Source organism: Pseudomonas sp. LB3P31, assembly GCF_054897945.1.
This window is the reverse complement of sequence record NZ_CM142710.1, coordinates 3813654-3831840: the sequence shown is the minus strand read 5'-3', so window position 1 is coordinate 3831840 and position 18187 is coordinate 3813654. Positions and strand designations below refer to the sequence as shown.

The following is an 18187-nucleotide window of genomic DNA, read 5'->3' as shown; positions in this document are numbered from 1 at the left end:
AGGGCAACGCGGTGTCACTGAGACACCGCAGCACTTCACAACTCAGCTATAAACCCGGCCAAGGAGCTGCCGATGGCTTTCAAACTGATCGAGCACGTCACGGGTGATCTGATCCTGGGTGAAACCCATCAAGTCGTAATCCTGGCTGCCGTTGTGCAGGTACACCTCGGCGCGGTAGTAACGTGCTCGCGGTTCCTCGGCACTGTCAGCCGCGGCCGTGTCACTCGCCCCCGCCAGATAACCATCGAGGCTCACTTCGTAGACAAACGGATTACCTTCTTCCATCTCGATCCGCAGGCCCATGCAGCGCTTGGCCTTGCCCAGCAAGGTCTGCACCTCCAGACCCTGACCACGCAACAGAACCGCCGCTTCTTCCAGCGCCGGGGTCACCTGCTTGTCCATGAAACGCTGGACGATCGACTGGTTCGGCTGCAGATCCAGCTGCGTCAGGCGCTCGCTGAAACCACGACGCCCACGTGCTGCAAGTTCCGCCTGCTCCTGTTCGATCTGCACGTCCTGGCGCATGGCCTTGTGCAAGCCGAACATGAAGAACACCAGCACCACCGAGAACGGCAGGCCCGCCAGCACCACCATGGTTTGCATGGCTTCGAAGTTACCGGCAAACAGCAGGCCGATGGTCACCAGGGTGATCACCGCCGACCAGAAAATCCGCAGCCAGTGCGGCGCATCCTCGTCGACATTGCCGCCCTTGCACGACAGGTTGGCCATCATCACCGCGCCGGAATCCGCCGGGGTCAGGAACAGCACGAAACCGACGAAGATCGACACGCCGATCACAATCTTCGACGCCGGGTAATGCTCAAGCAATTGGTAAATCGCCATCGACGGCTGTTCCAGCGCCGTCTTCCCGAGCTCCACCGCCCCATGGTTCATCACCAGGTCCAGGGCCGAGTTACCGAAAATCGACAGCCACGCCAGGGTGAAGCCCAGGGGAATCAGCAGCACGCCGGCGACCAGTTCGCGCACCGTGCGCCCACGGGAAATACGCGCGATGAACATGCCCACGAATGGCGCCCAGGAAATCCACCAGGCCCAGTAGAACAGGGTCCACAGGCCCATCCAGCGTTCGGTTTTCTCGGCGCTGCCTTCGTACACATAGAGGTCGAAGGTTTTCAACACGATACCGTTGAGGTAGTCACCGAGGTTCTGCACGAAGCCATTGAGCAGGTGCAGAGTCGGGCCGAACAGCAGGACAAAAATCAACAGGCCGCTGAACAGGACGATGTTCAGGTTGGACAGGCGGCGGATGCCGTTTTCCACACCCGACACGGCAGCGATGGTCGCCACGGTGCTCATCACGATGATCACGATCAGCAGGTTGGTGTTGCTGTGTTCCATGCCGAACAGATTTTCCAGCCCCGAGGATACTTGCAGCGAACCGATCCCCAGGTTGGTGACCAGGCCCAGCAGGGTCACGAACATGCCGAAGCCGTCCACCGCATGACCGGCCGCGCCCTTGACCCAGCGCTCACCCACCAGTGGATACAACGCCGAGCGCAACGCCAGCGGCTGATTATGCCGATAGGCGAAATAAGCCACGGCCAGACCGACCAGCGCATAAATCGCCCAGCCATGCAGGCCCCAGTGCAGGAACGTCAGCTGTACGGCCTGACGTGCTGCCATGTTGCTGCCGGCCACGCCTTCGGGCGGGTTGAAGTAGTGATCCAGCGGCTCGGATGCACCGAAGTACAACAGCGAGATGCCGATACCCGACGAGAACAGCATTCCCGCCCAGGCGCCATAGCTGAAGTCCGGGGTATCGTCCTTGCTGCCCAGCTTGAGTTTGCCATAGGACGAGAACGCCAGGCCGATGACGAATATCAGGTAGGCGGCAATCACCACCATGTAGTACCAGCCGAAGCTGCGGGACAACCAGGCCTGGGCGATGCCGAGCAGTCTGCCGGCCTCTTGCGGGGCGATGATCAGAATGGCGGTCAACAACAGGATCAGCGCGGTAGAGGTGTAGAACACCCAACCGTTGACCGTCACCTTCTCGGGCGGGGTCTTTATAAGAGAGGCAGAACTCATGGCACAGATGCTCCGGGCAGTGCGAGAGAAGAACACAAGGCAAAGCGGTACCCGACCAATCGGTTAGTTGGCAGCCGACCAGCGGGTGATATAAAGACACCCCGAAAATGCCGGAAAGCCCGCAAGCACCGGGGCGCGCAGGTTTCGAGCGGATTTGGATGTCGGATTGTCGCCATCTGCATGTAGGAAAAATCTGAAAACAGCGACGATTTGTCGCAGAGCTTATTCTTTGTTGATTGAACGTTCAATCAAAACAAAATAGACTGGCCCTCAATCCGATAGACGTTCGCCGTCTGCCGGAAGGCCTAAGGAGATGTGCAAGATGCCCAAGGTCGGTATGCAACCCATCCGCCGTCAGCAATTGATCGAAGCCACTTTGCTGGCCGTCGATCAGGTCGGGATGGGGGACGCCAGCATTGCGCTGATCGCCCGTTTGGCCGGTGTCTCGAATGGCATCATCAGTCACTATTTTCAGGACAAGAATGGCCTGATCGCCGCCACGATGCGGTATCTGATGAGCGTCCTCAGCGAGAACGTCACCGCGCGCCGATTGGCGCTGACAGATGACAGCCCACGGGCGCATCTGCAGGTGATCATCGAAGGCAACTTCGACGCCAGCCAGGTCAATGGCCCGGCAATGAAAACCTGGTTGGCCTTCTGGGCCACCAGCATGCACCAGCCGTCTTTGCACAGGTTGCAGCGGATCAACGATCACCGCCTGTATTCCAACCTGTGCTGCCAGTTCCGCCGTGTATTGCCGCTCGATGACGCGCGCAGTGCAGCCCGAGGCCTGGCAGCCCTGATTGACGGTTTGTGGTTGCGCGGCGCGCTGTCGGGAGACGCGTTCGACACCGAGCAGGCGCAACAGATCGCTTACGAATACATGGATATCCAATTGGCCAAGCAGGTGAGTTAGAGCACACATAACCGCTCAACCCCTGAACTGCTACTGAACAGCGTTGCCACAACCTTATGGGACTGGCTTCACCTCAGTGCTTACCGCCAACCCACTTATGCTCTTGCGAGGACTTTATGGCCCGTTTCGAACTGCAAAAACTCTACATTGATGGCGGCTACAGCGACGCCAGCAGCGACGCTACTTTCGAAGCCATCAACCCGGCTAACGGTGAAGTCCTCGCAAACGTCCAGCGTGCGACCAAGGAAGACGTGGAACGCGCGGTAGTCAGCGCCGAAAAGGGCCAGAAAATCTGGGCCGCGATGACCGCCATGGAGCGTTCGCGCATCCTGCGTCGCGCCGTCGACATCCTGCGCGAGCGCAACGATGAACTGGCCGCCCTGGAAACCCTGGACACCGGCAAGTCGTTCTCCGAAACCAAGTATGTCGACATCGTCACCGGCGCTGACGTGCTGGAGTACTACGCTGGACTGGTTCCGGCCATCGAAGGCGAGCAGATCCCGCTGCGCGATACCTCTTTTGTCTACACCCGTCGCGAGCCGCTGGGCGTCGTGGCCGGTATCGGCGCGTGGAACTATCCGATCCAGATCGCCCTGTGGAAATCCGCCCCGGCCCTGGCAGCCGGCAACGCGATGATCTTCAAGCCAAGCGAAGTCACTTCCCTGACCACGCTGAAACTGGCCGAGATCTACACCGAAGCGGGCCTGCCGGCTGGTGTGTTCAACGTCCTGACCGGCAGCGGCCGTGAAGTCGGCACCTGGCTGACCGAGCACCCGCGCATCGAAAAAATCTCCTTCACCGGCGGCACCGACACCGGCAAGAAAGTGATGGCCAGCGCTTCCGCGTCTTCGCTCAAAGACGTGACCATGGAACTGGGCGGCAAATCCCCGCTGATCATTTTCGACGACGCCGACCTCGATCGCGCCGCCGACACCGCGATGATGGCCAACTTCTACAGCTCCGGCCAGGTCTGCACCAACGGCACTCGCGTGTTTGTCCCGACTCACCTGAAAGCGGCTTTTGAAGCCAAGATCGCTGAACGCGTAGCGCGCATCCGCATCGGCAACCCGGAGGACGAGAACACCAACTTCGGTCCACTGGTGAGCTTCGCCCACATGGAAAGCGTGCTGGGCTACATCGCCAAGGGTAAGGAAGAAGGCGCTCGCGTGCTGTGCGGCGGCAGCCGTCTGACCGAGGGTGATTTCGCCAAAGGCGCATTCGTGGCACCGACCGTGTTCACGGACTGCACCGACGGGATGACCATCGTTCGCGAAGAAATCTTCGGCCCGGTGATGGCGATCCTGACCTACGACACCGAAGAAGAAGTGATCCGTCGTGCCAACGACACCGACTTCGGCCTGGCTGCCGGCATCATCACCAAGGACCTGAACCGCGCTCACCGCGTGATTCATCAACTGGAAGCCGGTATCTGCTGGATCAACGCCTGGGGCGAGTCCGACGCGAAGATGCCGGTTGGCGGCTACAAGCAGTCCGGTGTTGGCCGTGAGAACGGCATCAGCTCGCTGAACAACTTCACTCGCATCAAATCGGTACAGGTTGAGCTGGGCGATTACGCCTCGGTTTTCTAAAGCTCCCGATAGGCGTCGCCCGTGATGCCGTCATCGCGGGCAAGCCTTGCTCCCACAGAATTGAGGAGTGCCTCAGGTTTGTGGACGACACCACATCTGTGGGAGCAAGGCTTGCCCGCGATCGAGTGCGAAGCACTCGCCGAGGCCTGACCTGAACCAACTTCAAAGAGGGTGCATTTATGTCCCAAGAATTCGATTACATCATCATCGGTGCCGGCTCTGCCGGTAACACCCTGGCGACCCGTCTGACTGAAGACGAAGGCGTCACCGTCCTGCTGCTCGAAGCTGGCGGCCCGGACTATCGCCTGGACTTCCGCACGCAGATGCCGGCAGCCCTGGCGTTTCCGCTGCAAGGCCGTCGCTACAACTGGGCCTACGAAACCGATCCTGAGCCATACATGGACGGTCGCCGTATGGAATGCGGTCGCGGCAAGGGCCTGGGTGGCTCTTCGCTGATCAACGGCATGTGCTACATCCGCGGCAACGCGATGGACTACGACAACTGGGCCAAGCTGCCAGGCCTGGAAGACTGGGATTACCTGAACTGCCTGCCGTACTTCCGCAAGGCGGAAACCCGTGACATCGGCGCGAACGACTACCACGGTGGCGAAGGTCCGGTCAGCGTGACCACACCCAAAGCCGGCAACAACCCGCTGTTCCACGCGATGGTTGAAGCAGGCGTGCAGGCCGGTTACCCACGTACCGAAGACCTCAACGGCTACCAGCAGGAAGGTTTCGGCCCGATGGACCGCACCGTGACGCCGAACGGCCGTCGCGCCAGCACCGCTCGCGGTTATCTGGACACGGCCAAGAAGCGCTCGACCCTGACCATCGTCACCCACGCCCTGACCGACAAGATCCTGTTCGAAGGCAAGCGTGCTGTTGGCGTGCGTTACCTGATCGGTGCTGCCGAAGAACGTGTTGAAGCCCGTGCCCGCAAGGAAGTGCTGCTGTGCTCCGGCGCGATCGCTTCGCCGCAGATTCTGCAACGCTCCGGCGTCGGCCCGGCCGAGCTGCTGAACAAGCTCGAAATCCCGGTGGTCCACGACCTGCCAGGCGTCGGCGAAAACCTGCAGGATCACCTCGAGCTGTACTTGCAATACTCTTGCACCCAACCGGTCTCGCTGTACCCGTCGCTGCTCTGGTACAACCAGCCAGCCATCGGTGCCGAATGGCTGTTCAACGGCACCGGCATCGGCGCCAGCAACCAGTTCGAAGCCGGCGGTTTCATCCGTACCCGTGAAGACTTCGATTGGCCGAACATCCAGTACCACTTCCTGCCGGTCGCGATTAACTACAACGGCAGCAACGGCGTGAAAGAGCACGGTTTCCAGGCACACATGGGTTCCATGCGCTCGCCAAGCCGTGGTCGCATCCAGGCCAAGTCCAAGGATCCGCGCGAGTACCCGAGCATCCTGTTCAACTACATGGCCACCGAGCAGGACTGGCAGGAATTTCGCGACGGCATCCGCCTGACCCGCGAAATCATGCAGCAGCCGGCGCTGGATCAGTACCGTGGCCGCGAAATCAGCCCGGGCATCGAAGTGCAAACCGATGAGCAGCTGGACCAGTTCATCCGCGAACACGCCGAAACCGCGTTCCACCCTTCCTGCTCGTGCAAGATGGGCACCGACGAGATGGCGGTGGTCGATGGCGAAGGTCGCGTGCATGGCCTGCAGAGCCTGCGAGTGGTCGATGCTTCGATCATGCCGATCATCACCACCGGCAACCTCAACGCACCAACGATCATGATCGCCGAGAAAATCGCCGACAAGATCCGCGGTCGCCAGCCGCTTCCGCGCAGCACGGCTGATTACTACGTGGCCGGTGATGCACCGGTGCGTGGCAAGCCGATGCGGGATGTGACCCTTACTGCTCAGTAAGACACAACACCGAGGCGCTGCCTTCGCGAGCAAGCCCGCTCCCACAATGGATCTTCAGTGAACACAAATTATGTGAACACCCTAAATCCACTGTGGGAGCGGGCTTGCTCGCGAAGGGGCCCGTCCCAACGACACATCTGCTCCTGATACACCTACCAATCCCGTCGCACCCTTGATCCCACCCCCCGCACAGGCCTAATCTAGCGCCACGCAAACGTTTCACCCCCTCCGCCACACCGCTGCACCGCCACTCCATACCAGGGAGGTCCCCGAATGTTCGATTTCCACCCCCAGCTCAAGCAGCGCTTCGCCGCCTTGCGCACGGGCGCTGAATTCTTTTCGCTGCGATATGTGCGCGAGTCCGGCCAATACCTGTCAGTGCGCAAGAACGTTGCCGAACCGCCAAGCCTGAGTCGTGACGAAGGGGCGATGCTCACCGCGCGCGTCAACGGAGTCGAAGCCTATGCCGCGACCAACGACCTGTCGCCCCAAGGCCTGCAAGCCGCGCTCGACAAAGCCGAGCAACAAGCCCGGCAGCTTAAGCCCCACGCCTTGCTCGACCTGCGCGAACAAGCAGTCTCCAGCGATCGCGCCGATTACTTTTCGCCCAACCTCGACCAGCCCTTCCCGTCCCTAAGCGACTGCTACCAGCTGCTTGGCGCCGAGTCCGCCGCCGTACCCAAGGATGAACGGCTGGTGAGCTGGCAGGTGAGCATCGGCATCACCCATGTCGAGCAGATCTACCTCAACAGCGCCGGTGCCGAGTTGCGCCAGGCCCAACGTTTCGTCTACCCGGGCCTCGACGTCACCGCCTACGATGGAAACGACAGCCAGACCCGCAGCCTGGGCCGCGAGAACTTCGGCCAGCAGGGTGGCGCCGACGTAATCAGCCGCTGTGGCCTGGTGGGTGCCGGCCCGCAAGTCGCCGATCAGGCCCTGCAACTGCTGCTGGCACCCAACACCCCGCAAGGTCCGCGCGACCTGCTGTTGATGCCCGACCAGATGATGCTGCAGATCCATGAGTCTATCGGTCACCCGCTGGAACTGGACCGCATCCTCGGTGATGAACGCAATTACGCCGGCACCAGCTTCGTCAAGGCCGAAGACTTCGGTCACCTGCAATACGGTTCGAAGCTGCTCAACGTCACCTTCGACCCAGACATTCCCGAACAACTCGCCAGCTACGGGCATGACGACGATGGCAGCGCCGCGAGCAAACAGTTTTTGATCAAGGAGGGCTTGCTGCTGAAGCCACTGGGCGGTGCACTTTCGCAATTCCGCTCCGGCATGGAAGGCGTTGCCAACAGCCGCGCCTGCGGCTGGAATCGCCCGCCAATAGATCGCATGGCCAACCTCAATATCGAGTCCGGCGATCAACCGCTGGAGCAACTGATCGGCAACATCGAACACGGCATCCTGATGAGCACCAACCGCTCCTGGTCGATCGACGATGCGCGCAACAAATTCCAGTTCGGCTGCGAATGGGGCCAGTTGATCGAGAACGGCGAACTCAAGGGCGTGGTGAAAAACCCGAACTACCGGGCGATTTCCGCGCAATTCTGGAAAAACCTCAGCGCCGTGGGCGACGCCAGCACGTTCAAGGTGCTCGGCACTCCTAACTGCGGCAAGGGCGAACCGAACCAGGTGATCCGCGTTGGCCATGCTTCACCCGCCTGTGTGTTCAGTCATGTCGATGTGTTTGGAGGAGACGCCTGATGAGTACGTCCATAAATCAGGCCCAGACGTTCAAGGCATTGGTGACCTGGCTGCGCGAGGCCATTCGCGAGCCGGAACAGTTCACCCTGAGCTACGCCGCCGAGTCCTCGGCCTTCGTGCGTTTCAACCATGGCAAGGTGCGTCAGGCTGGCCAGGTGCAGCAGGCGAGTGTCGGTTTCAAACTGATCAACCAGGGTCGCCACGCCGACCTCGACATCACTCTATCGGATGACCCGCAGGTGGATATCCAGCGTCTGGCCGAAGGCCTGCAACAGCTGCGCGAAACCTTGCCGCTGCTGCCGGAAGATCCGTACCTGCTGCTCAACTTCAATGGCTGGCAGAGCAACAACGTCCAGGATCATCCGCTGCCGGATACCGCCCAGGCCGTGGCTGAAATCACCCAGGCAGCGCGAGGCCTCGACCTCGTCGGCTTTTACGCAGCTGGCCCGATCAGCCGCGGTTTTGCCAGTTCTTCGGGAGCGTTTGGCTGGCATCAGGCGAACAGCTTCAACTTCGACTTCAGCCTGTTCCACCAAAACGGCCAGGCGGTGAAAGCCAGCTACGCCGGGCATGACTGGAGCAGCGAAGGGTTTGCCAAGCGCTTCCAGCAGGCCCGCGAGCAGCTGGAGTTTCTTGGTCGTCCGCTGCGCACCCTGGCGCCGGGGCAGTACCGCGCCTACCTGGCTCCGGCGGCGCTGGAAGAAATCATCGGTATGTTGAGCTGGGGCGGTTTTTCCGCGCAGTCGATTGCCAGTAAAAGCAGCCCGCTGCAGAAGCTCTACGCCGGTGACTTGGCGTTCAGTCCGCTGGTGTCGCTGGAAGAAAAAGTCAGTGGCTCGTTGAGCCCGGCGTTTTCCGGTGAAGGGTATCCGCGCAGCGATCTGAAGCTGATCGTTGAAGGCCAGGCCGGTGAGCAATTGGTCGGCTCGCGCAGCGCCGCCGAATACGGCCTGACGGCCAATGGCGCTGGTGGCGGTGAATCGCCCAGTGCGGTGAACATGGCACAAGGGACCTTGCCGGATGCCGACATTCTCGAGCAGCTGGGTACGGGCCTGTACATCAGCAACCTGTGGTACCTCAACTACTCGGATCAACCCAACGCGCGCATGACCGGCATGACCCGGTTTGCCACATTCTGGGTCGAGAACGGCGAGATCCAGGCGCCAGTGAGCACCATGCGTTTTGATGACACGGCCTACAGTTTGCTCGGCTCGCAGCTGGAAGCGTTGACTGAAGAGCGGGAACTCCTGCTGTCGGCCAGCACCTACAGTCAGCGCGCGACGGCTTCGGCGTTGTTGCCGGGGGCGCTGATCAGCAAACTGACCTTGACCCTGTAAAAGCATCGCGGGCAAGCCTTGCTCCCACAGGATTGAGGTTGCCGCAGGACCTGTGGGAGCAAGGCTTGCCCGCGATGAATTCACCACGGACCACCCGCCTTACACTGACAAGAGGTCCCATGCCCAACCGCCAACCTCTCGACCCCGTCACCGCCCGCTGGTTGCCGTGGGTCGTGGCCATCGCCTTTTTCATGCAGTCCCTCGACGGCACTATTCTCAACACCGCCCTGCCCGCCATGGCCCGCGACCTGGCGGAAGATCCGTTGCGCATGCAAGGCGTGATCATCGCCTACATGCTAACCGTGGCCCTACTGATCCCCGCCTCTGGCTGGATCGCCGACCGCTTCGGCACCAAGAAAATCTTCTTCGGCGCGATCCTGCTGTTCAGCCTCGGCTCATTGCTCTGCGCGCTGTCCAGCAGCCTGGGCATGCTGATCGGCGCCCGGGTCATCCAGGGTCTCGGCGGTGCGCTGATGCTGCCGGTCGGGCGCTTGGTGGTGCTGCGCGCCTATCCGCGCTCGGAGCTGGTGCGTATCATGGGCTTCATCACCATTCCCGGTTTGCTCGGTCCATTGCTAGGGCCGACAACGGGTGGCTGGATGGTTGAGTACCTGTCCTGGCACTGGATCTTCCTGCTCAACCTGCCAGTCGGCGTCATCGGCTGCTACGCGGTGTGGAAATTCATTCCCGACCTGCGCGGCACCGAGCGCACCCGTTTCGACAGCCTCGGTTTCCTGCTGTTTGGTGCGGCCATGGTGCTGATCACCATCGCCATGGAAGGCCTGGGCGAATTGCACCTGCCGCATTTGCGCGTGATGTTGCTGCTGTTCGGCGGCATGGCCTGCCTCGCGGCGTATTGGCTGCGGGCCGGGCATATCGACAATCCGCTGTTTGCGCCGTCGCTGTTCAAGACCCGGACCTTCGCCGTGGGCATCCTCGGCAACCTGTTCGCCCGCCTCGGCAGCGGCGCATTGCCCTTTCTGGTGCCGCTGCTGCTGCAAGTGGCACTGGGTTACTCGCCGTCCCAGGCCGGTATGAGCATGTTGCCCCTGGCCGCTGCAGCCATGGTCGCCAAATCGGTGGCACGGCCGCTGATCGAACGTTTGGGCTATCGCATCGTACTGACGGGCAACACCCTGGCACTGGGGATAATGCTGGCAAGCATGGGCCTGGTCAGTGAGCAGACGCCCTATTGGTTACTGCTGGGGATGCTGGCGATCCTCGGAGCGATCAACTCGCTGCAGTTCACCGCGATGAATACCGTGACCCTGATCGACCTCGACGACGCCAGCGCCAGCAGCGGTAACAGCTTGCTGTCGGTGGTCGCGCAATTGTCCCTGAGCCTTGGCGTTGCCTGCGCTGGTGCGCTGCTTGGCGGGTTCACGGCAGAAGTCGGAAACGATGGTGTGGATACGGTACTGGGAGCCTTCCAGCTGACCTTTGTGACCGTTGGAATCATGGCGATGCTGGCCGCGACGATCTTCTCGCAACTCTCCAAGGATGACGGACGGCGTGTCAAACGTCCGGAACAACACATCGAACCTTAGGGCCAATGGCCACGGGACTGATACACTGCGCGACATTTTGTTTTGCAGGCCAGTCCCGTGACCACCATCGCCACCGCTTTTAATACTTTGCCGCTGTCCGCCGCCATGCTGGCTAACCTCGACTCCCTCGGTTATGCCCAGATGACGCCGATCCAGGCGCAAAGCTTGCCGGTGATCCTCAAGGGGATGGACCTGATCGCCCAGGCCAAGACCGGCAGCGGCAAGACCGCCGCCTTCGGTGTCGGCCTGTTGAACCCGATCAATCCGCGCTTCTTCGGTTGCCAGGCGCTGGTCATCTGCCCGACTCGCGAGCTGGCTGACCAGGTCGCCAAGGAAATCCGTCGCCTGGCCCGTGCCGAAGACAACATCAAGGTCCTGACCTTGTGCGGCGGCGTGGCTTTCGGCCCGCAGATCGGCTCCCTGGAGCACGGCGCGCACATCATCGTCGGCACCCCGGGCCGTATCCAGCAGCACCTGCGCAAAGGTTCGCTGATCCTGCATGGCCTGAACACGCTGATCCTCGACGAAGCCGACCGCATGCTCGACATGGGTTTCTACGACTCCATCGAAGAAATCATCGCCCAGTGCCCGGAGCGCCGCCAGACCCTGCTGTTCTCGGCCACTTACCCGGTAGGCATCAAGCAGCTCGCGTCGAAATTCATGCGCAACCCGCAGATTGTGAAGGCCGAAGCCTTCCACGACGACACGCAAATCGAGCAGCGGTTCTACGAGATCTCCCCTGAAGAACGCATGGACGCCGTGGTCAAGGTCCTCGCGCATCACCGCCCGGCTTCGTGCGTGGCGTTCTGCTTCACCAAGCAGCAAGTGCAGGAAACCGTTGATCACCTGACCTCCAAAGGCATTTCCGCCGTCGGCCTGCACGGCGACCTGGAACAGCGTGATCGCGACCAGGTACTGGCGATGTTCGCCAACCGCAGCACTTCGGTACTGGTTGCCACCGACGTCGCCGCGCGCGGCCTGGACATCGACGCACTGGACATGGTGATCAACGTCGAGCTGGCCCGTGACTCGGAAATCCACATTCACCGAGTTGGCCGTACAGGTCGTGCTGGCGAGAAAGGTATCGCGATCAGCCTGGTGGCGCCGTCCGAAGCGCACCGTGCCCAGGCCATCGAGCAACTGCAGAAGTCGCCGTTGAGCTGGGATCAGCTGGACAACCTCAAATCCCAGGGCGGCGCACCACTGCTGCCGGTGATGAGCACCCTGGTGATTGGCGCTGGTCGCAAGGACAAGGTTCGCCCGGGCGACATCCTCGGCGCACTGACAGGTGATGCGGGCATTCCGGGGGCCCAGGTTGGCAAGATCGCGATTTTCGATTTCCAGGCCTATGTGGCAGTCGAACGCGGCATCGCCAAACAGGCGTTGCAGCGCTTGAACGACGGCAAGATCAAAGGCCGCTCGCTGCGCGTGCGTATCCTGTAAAAACGACGCAATTCCCCCTGTGGGAGCGAGCCTGTGGGAGCAAGGCTTGCCCGCGATGGCGGTGCCACATCCGAAATTGAAGTGACTGACACACCGCAATCGCGGGCAAGCCTTGCTCCCACAGGTCTTGCTCCCACATTGGTTATGTGGTGAAACAGAGAGGACACCGTTTTGCGCTCTACCGAAGTCGTGATCATTGGCGCAGGCGCCGCAGGTTTGATGTGTGCGCTGACCGCCGCCGGGCGCGGGCGCGAGGTCCTGTTGCTGGACCACGCCAACAAGGCCGGCAAGAAAATCCTGATGTCGGGCGGCGGACGTTGCAATTTCACCAACATGTACACCGAACCCAACAACTTCCTGTCGCAGAACGAACACTTCTGCAAATCCGCACTGGCGCGCTACACCCAGTGGGACTTCATCGGCATGGTCGCCAAGCACGGCGTGCCGTATCACGAGAAAAAACTCGGCCAGTTGTTCTGCGATAACAAATCCAGCGACATTCTCGAGATGCTGCTCAACGAGTGCGACCAGGTCGGCGTCAGCCTGCACCTGGACACCTCGATCCAGACCATCGAGAAGCTCGAAAGCGGCTATCTGCTGGACACCACAATGGGCCAGGTAAGCTGCCAGTCCCTAGTAATTGCCACCGGCGGCCTGTCGATTCCAACCTTGGGCGCTACCGGCTTCGGTTATCAGGTCGCCAGGCAATTCGGTCACGAGTTGCTGCCGACCCGCGCCGGCCTGGTGCCGTTCACCATCACCGATCAGCTCAAGGAACTGTGCACCGAGCTGTCCGGCACTTCGGTGGATTGCCTGGTGAGTTGCAACGAGCAGAGTTTCCGCGAAAACATCCTGTTCACTCACCGCGGCCTCAGCGGTCCGGCGATCCTGCAGATATCTTCGTTCTGGGAATCGGGCGACACGGTTGAGATTAACCTGATGCCCGATCACGACGTGCCAGGCTGGCTGCAACAGCAGCAAACCGAACGTCCGAACAGCGAGCTGAAGACTTTGCTGGGGGAAATCTTCACCAAGAAGATGGCCAACCTGTTGGCGGATAACTGGTTTGTGTCCAAGCCGATGAAGCAATACACCCATGCGGAAATTGCCGACATCGCGGAAAAGCTGGCCAGCTGGAAAGTGGTTCCGGCCGGGACTGAAGGTTATCGCACGGCCGAAGTGACCTTGGGCGGAGTCGACACCCGCGAGGTTTCGTCGAAGACCATGGAATCGCTGAAAAGCCCGGGCCTATATTTTATTGGCGAAGTGCTTGATGTTACCGGCCACCTGGGCGGCTTCAACTTCCAGTGGGCCTGGGCTTCCGGCTACGCCGCCGCGCAATACGCCTGACCAAGTCCCCCTGTAGGAGCTGCCGAGAGAAACGAGGCTGCGATCTTTTGATCTTAATGATCAAGATCAAGATCAAAATCAAGATCAAAATCAAAAGATCGCAGCCTTCGGCAGCTCCTACGGGGACCGCGCTCTGCCGGACAAGGAACAGATTTTGCTGTCAGATGTGATCGACGCCATTGCGTCGACGTCATTACTGGCTCAATTTAGCGTCATTGCCTCGGAAGGCCTCCGCACTTCATGTCATCAAGCTCATTTAGTCAGTCATTGCGTCGCCTCTGGGCGCTGGATAAATTCAGCTACAGCGTGCGGGTGTTCATTGCCCTGACCGGCAGCATGGCGCTGTGCTGGTATCAGGATCAGATGGGCCTGCTGATCCCGCTGTTCCTCGGGATCATCGCCAGCGCCCTGGCCGAAACCGATGACAGCTGGCAAGGCCGTCTCAACGCCCTGGCGGTGACGCTGGTGTGCTTCAGCGTCGCCGCACTCTCGGTCGAATTGCTATTCCCCTACCCCATCGTCTTCGTCTTCGCCCTGGCACTGGCCAGCTTCGGCCTGACCATGCTCGGCGCCCTGGGCGAACGCTACGGGGCGATTGCCTCAGCGACCCTGATTCTGTCGGTCTACACCATGATCGGCGTGGACCAGCGTGGCGGCGCAGTGACCGATTTCTGGCATGAACCGCTGTTGCTGGTAGCCGGCGCTGCCTGGTACGGCCTGCTCTCGGTACTGTGGCAGGCGATGTTTTCCAATCAGCCGGTGCAACAAAGCCTGGCGCGGTTGTTCCGCGAGCTGGGTTTTTACCTGAAGCTGAAATCGTCGCTGTTCGAGCCGATCCGGCAGATGGACGTGGAAGCCCGTCGCCTGGAACTGGCCCAGCAGAATGGCCGGGTGGTGGCAGCCCTGAACGCCGCCAAGGAAATCATCCTGCACCGGGTCGGCAATGGTCGCCCGGGCTCGAAAGTCAGCCGTTACCTGAAGCTGTATTTCCTCGCCCAGGACATCCACGAGCGCGCCAGCTCCTCACACTACCCCTACAACGCCCTGGCCGACGCGTTCTTTCACAGCGACGTGCTGTTTCGCTGTCAGCGCCTGCTGCGCCAGCAAGGCAAAGCCTGCCGCGCCTTGGCCGAATCGATCCAGATGCGCCAACCGTTCGTCTACGACGCCAGCTTTGCCGAAGCACTGAGCGACCTGCACGCCTCGCTCGAACACCTGCGAGTGCAAAGCAACCCGGCCTGGCGCGGCCTGTTGCGTTCGCTGCGAGCGTTGGCTGCGAACCTCGGCACGCTCGACCGCCTGCTCAGCGATGCCAGCAACCCCGACGCCCTGGCCGACGCTACCGACAGCAGCCTGCTCGACCGCTCGCCCCGCAGCCTCAAGGACGTCTGGATTCGCCTGCGCACGCAGCTGACACCGACCTCTCTGCTGTTCCGTCACGCCCTGCGATTACCCCTGGCGTTGAGCATCGGCTACGGCATGGTGCATTTGATCCACCCGTCCCAGGGCTACTGGATCATCCTCACCACGCTGTTCGTCTGTCAGCCGAACTACGGCGCCACTCGCCGCAAACTCGGCCAGCGGATCATCGGCACTGCGATTGGCCTGACCGTGGCCTGGGCGCTGTTCGACCTCTTCCCCAATCCGTTGGTGCAGTCGTGCTTCGCGATTGCCGCCGGGGTGGTGTTCTTTATCAATCGCACCACCCGCTACACCCTGGCAACCGCCGCGATCACCCTGATGGTGCTGTTCTGCTTCAATCAGGTGGGTGATGGCTACGGCCTGTTCCTGCCGCGGCTTTTCGATACCTTGCTCGGCAGCCTGATCGCCGGCCTCGCGGTATTCCTGTTCCTGCCCGACTGGCAGGGCCGCCGTCTGAACAAGGTCCTGGCCAATACCCTGACCTGCAACAGCATTTATCTGCGCCAGATCATGCAGCAATACGCCGCGGGCAAAAGCGACGACCTGGCGTATCGCCTGGCCCGGCGCAATGCGCATAACGCCGATGCGGCGCTGTCGACGACGCTGGCCAATATGCTGATGGAGCCTGGGCATTTCCGTAAGGAGGCCGATGTTGGCTTCCGTTTCCTGGTGCTGTCGCACACCTTGCTCAGTTATCTGTCAGGGCTGGGCGCGCACCGTGAAACGCAGCTGCCGACCGACGTGCGCGAACAGTTGATCGAGGGTGCCGGCGTCAAGCTGGCCGCCAGCATCGACGAGATCGCCCAGGGCCTGGCCAGCAAGACGCCGATCGCGATTCAGAGTGACGAGGAAGAGGCATTGGCCAATGAGCTTGAGCTGATGCCGGACGAGATCGATGAGGGGCAGCGCCTGGTGCAGACTCAATTGGCATTGATCTGCCGCCAGCTCGGGCCGTTGCGGACCTTGGCGGCGCATTTGATCAAGGACAGCAGCGAGGCTTGAATTGTGGGTGCCTGGGCTGGCCTCATCGCGGGCAAGCCCGGCTCCCACAATGTCCGTGGTGTATGAACAGTTTGTGTCCACCTGAAACCCTGTGGGAGCCGGGCTTGCCCGCGATGAGGCCGGAAGCTTCACCATAAAAACAGCTCCCAACCCTACATCCCATGCTGCCTGAACAGCCGCTCATAACTCCCATCCGCCTTCATCGCCGCAATCGCCCGATCAAACCCGGCAACGATCTGTTCATGCCGCGGGTTCTTCAGGCTGACCAGGATGTGCAGGCTGTTCTCGCTCAAAGGCTTGGGCAAAAACTCTACGGCGTTACGCACTTTGGCGGACTCGCGCGACAGGTAATAGCGCGCCACGAACTCATCTTCCAGAGTCAGTTTTACCCGGTCGGCGGCGAGCATGCGCACCGCCATCGCAAAGCTGTGGACCGGGACTTTCTGCAGCGATGCATCGTCATCGAACACCTTCGAATAGGCATAACCGCGCACCACCGCGATCGGGTAGGTGTGCAGTTGCTGCAGATTGTTGTATTCGATGGGCGCATCCTTGCGCTTGAGAAAGCGCACACGGTTCAGCAGATACTCACCGGAAAACTGCCCGATCCGGGTGCGTTCATCGTTGTACCAAGCATTGATCAGCACGTCGTAGCGGCCTTCCCCGACCCCCAGCAAGGCCCGCGCCCACGGCACTTGCTCGAAATCGCTGGCATAACCGGCGCGGGCCAACGCAGTGCTGACAATGTCCGTGGCCAGCCCGCCGTTAATCAGCGTGGCATCGGTAAAAGGCGGCCAGGCATCAGCCACCAGCCGCAATTTTTCCGCCGCCGCATCCTGAAACAGCAGCAGCAGTCCAATCAGGGCAAAGGCTCGATGCACTCGCGGCATGCTGGAAAATCCTTGGCGGGCGGGCGGTCATCGAAGATTACACAAACCGGACTGGGCCGCACGAATTGAATGATGGCATTTTGGCCTTTGTCACAGATTTCCTTGTCATCAAGACATCTTCCGCCCAGGCGCTTAGTATCAGAGCGATGTTGATCAAGGAATCTGAAGATGACAGTTGAATGGGTCTGCAAACACCACAGCGATCTGGGCAAAGAGCAGCTATACGCCATTCTGCAACTGCGGGCGGAAGTTTTCGTCGTCGAGCAGAAATGCGTGTACCAGGACATCGATGGCCAGGACCTGGAAGGCGACACCTGCCACCTGATGGCCTGGAACGAGGACCGCCTGGTGGCCTACCTGCGCCTGCTGGATCCGGAGCTGCAGGGCGGTGATGTGGTGATCGGCCGGGTCATCATTGCGCCCCAGGTGCGCGGCACCGGGCTGGGACATGAGCTGATGGCGCAGGCGCTGAAACAGGCGCAAAAGCGCTGGCCGGATATGCCGATCTATCTGTCGGCGCAGGCGCATTTGCGGGGGTATTACGGGGCGTATGGGTTTATCGTGGCGGGAGAGGAATATGTGGAGGATGGTATTCCACATATAGGTATGCGGCGACCTTGAGGGACCCATCGCGAGCAGGCTCACTCCTACATTGGATCTTCACTGAACACGGATTTTGTGAACGACCGCGATCAGTGTAGGAGTGAGCCTGCTCGCGATGACGTCATTTCCAGCACCACCTGATCAGGGATATTCCAGCACCGCTTTAATCTGCTGCAAATTACCCTCAATCCACCCCCGGTCTATCGCCCCCCAATCCCGAATCCGATAACCCCCGGCATGATTGCGCGCGCCCTCCTCCTGCTCGAATTCGCAGACAATGTCGAGATCGGCCAATGCCGCAATAGTGTCCTGCGCCGTGCGCCGGGGCATGCCCGTCGCTTCGGTCAGCGCCGGGACGCTGCTGGCCAGGCCGCTGTCGATCAGGTAGGCCACGTACAGGCGGCGGTAGAAGCTGGTTTTGGTCTTGCTCACGTTCGGTC

The 18187-nt window shown here is 60.9% G+C and carries 13 protein-coding genes; 10 read left to right on the top strand and 3 right to left on the bottom strand.

Translation table 11 applies throughout. The features are described 5' to 3' along the window. Positions 1 to 42: 42 nt before the first annotated feature. Positions 43 to 1992 (bottom strand): BCCT family transporter, encoded by a 1950-nt coding sequence (locus ACYZTK_RS17340; protein ID WP_462014921.1) that lies wholly within the window; start codon positions 1990 to 1992, stop codon positions 43 to 45. A 379-nt stretch (positions 1993 to 2371) separates the two neighbouring features. Between ACYZTK_RS17340 and betI the strand changes: the two genes are divergently transcribed. The 9 genes from betI to yccS all read left to right on the top strand — a co-directional run bounded on the left by betI (position 2372) and on the right by yccS (position 16254). After that, a complete protein-coding gene (betI, locus tag ACYZTK_RS17335) occupies positions 2372 to 2965 on the top strand; it encodes a transcriptional regulator BetI (RefSeq protein WP_462011005.1) in 594 nt (197 codons plus the stop codon). 116 nt (positions 2966 to 3081) lie between these two features. Continuing rightward, the gene (betB, locus tag ACYZTK_RS17330) at positions 3082 to 4554 is read left to right on the top strand and encodes a betaine-aldehyde dehydrogenase (protein WP_462011004.1); all 1473 of its coding nucleotides are present in this window, start codon (positions 3082 to 3084) and stop codon (positions 4552 to 4554) included. 179 nt (positions 4555 to 4733) lie between these two features. Then, positions 4734 to 6437 (top strand): choline dehydrogenase, encoded by a 1704-nt coding sequence (gene betA, locus ACYZTK_RS17325; RefSeq protein WP_462011003.1) that lies wholly within the window; start codon positions 4734 to 4736, stop codon positions 6435 to 6437. A gap of 273 nt (positions 6438 to 6710) precedes the next feature. Continuing rightward, complete coding sequence (locus ACYZTK_RS17320) at positions 6711 to 8153, top strand: TldD/PmbA family protein (protein ID WP_462011002.1); 1443 nt, start codon at positions 6711 to 6713, stop codon at positions 8151 to 8153. After that, positions 8153 to 9490: a TldD/PmbA family protein gene (locus ACYZTK_RS17315; RefSeq protein WP_462011001.1), complete on the top strand. Its 1338-nt coding sequence runs from the start codon at positions 8153 to 8155 to the stop codon at positions 9488 to 9490. Before ACYZTK_RS17320 ends, ACYZTK_RS17315 begins: the two co-directional genes overlap by 1 nt. A gap of 119 nt (positions 9491 to 9609) precedes the next feature. After that, the gene (gene mdtD / locus ACYZTK_RS17310; RefSeq protein WP_462011000.1) at positions 9610 to 11037 is read left to right on the top strand and encodes a multidrug transporter subunit MdtD; all 1428 of its coding nucleotides are present in this window, start codon (positions 9610 to 9612) and stop codon (positions 11035 to 11037) included. Positions 11038 to 11142: 105 nt separating this feature from the next. Then, entirely contained in the window at positions 11143 to 12480 is a 1338-nt protein-coding gene (gene dbpA, locus ACYZTK_RS17305; RefSeq protein ID WP_266009688.1) for an ATP-dependent RNA helicase DbpA, read from the top strand. Between the two features lie 171 nt (positions 12481 to 12651). After that, on the top strand, positions 12652 to 13830 hold the full coding sequence (locus ACYZTK_RS17300) for a BaiN/RdsA family NAD(P)/FAD-dependent oxidoreductase (protein ID WP_462010999.1): 1179 nt from the start codon (positions 12652 to 12654) through the stop codon (positions 13828 to 13830). A 240-nt stretch (positions 13831 to 14070) separates the two neighbouring features. Further along, positions 14071 to 16254, top strand: a complete 2184-nt coding sequence (gene yccS / locus ACYZTK_RS17295; RefSeq protein WP_462010998.1) for a YccS family putative transporter — start codon at positions 14071 to 14073, stop codon at positions 16252 to 16254. Between the two features lie 152 nt (positions 16255 to 16406). On the opposite strand, the gene ACYZTK_RS17290 is transcribed toward yccS, so the two are convergent. Beyond that, positions 16407 to 17144: a substrate-binding periplasmic protein gene (locus tag ACYZTK_RS17290; RefSeq protein WP_462010997.1), complete on the bottom strand. Its 738-nt coding sequence runs from the start codon at positions 17142 to 17144 to the stop codon at positions 16407 to 16409. Between the two features lie 168 nt (positions 17145 to 17312). Between ACYZTK_RS17290 and ACYZTK_RS17285 the strand changes: the two genes are divergently transcribed. Further along, on the top strand, positions 17313 to 17765 hold the full coding sequence (locus ACYZTK_RS17285; protein WP_462010996.1) for a GNAT family N-acetyltransferase: 453 nt from the start codon (positions 17313 to 17315) through the stop codon (positions 17763 to 17765). A gap of 123 nt (positions 17766 to 17888) precedes the next feature. On the opposite strand, the gene ACYZTK_RS17280 is transcribed toward ACYZTK_RS17285, so the two are convergent. After that, positions 17889 to 18179, bottom strand: coding sequence for a winged helix-turn-helix domain-containing protein (locus ACYZTK_RS17280; protein ID WP_462010995.1), 291 nt, complete (start codon positions 18177 to 18179; stop codon positions 17889 to 17891). Positions 18180 to 18187: the final 8 nt, after the last annotated feature.

Coding starts and splice junctions, on each gene's coding strand:
- betB (WP_462011004.1), top strand. CDS start 3,082: ATGGCCCGTTTCGAACTGCAAAAACTCTACATTGATGGCGGCTACAGC.
- ACYZTK_RS17315 (WP_462011001.1), top strand. CDS start 8,153: ATGAGTACGTCCATAAATCAGGCCCAGACGTTCAAGGCATTGGTGACC.
- betA (WP_462011003.1), top strand. CDS start 4,734: ATGTCCCAAGAATTCGATTACATCATCATCGGTGCCGGCTCTGCCGGT.
- ACYZTK_RS17320 (WP_462011002.1), top strand. CDS start 6,711: ATGTTCGATTTCCACCCCCAGCTCAAGCAGCGCTTCGCCGCCTTGCGC.
- ACYZTK_RS17290 (WP_462010997.1), bottom strand. CDS start 17,144: ATGCCGCGAGTGCATCGAGCCTTTGCCCTGATTGGACTGCTGCTGCTG.
- ACYZTK_RS17285 (WP_462010996.1), top strand. CDS start 17,313: ATGACAGTTGAATGGGTCTGCAAACACCACAGCGATCTGGGCAAAGAG.
- dbpA (WP_266009688.1), top strand. CDS start 11,143: ATGCTGGCTAACCTCGACTCCCTCGGTTATGCCCAGATGACGCCGATC.
- yccS (WP_462010998.1), top strand. CDS start 14,071: ATGTCATCAAGCTCATTTAGTCAGTCATTGCGTCGCCTCTGGGCGCTG.
- betI (WP_462011005.1), top strand. CDS start 2,372: ATGCCCAAGGTCGGTATGCAACCCATCCGCCGTCAGCAATTGATCGAA.
- mdtD (WP_462011000.1), top strand. CDS start 9,610: ATGCCCAACCGCCAACCTCTCGACCCCGTCACCGCCCGCTGGTTGCCG.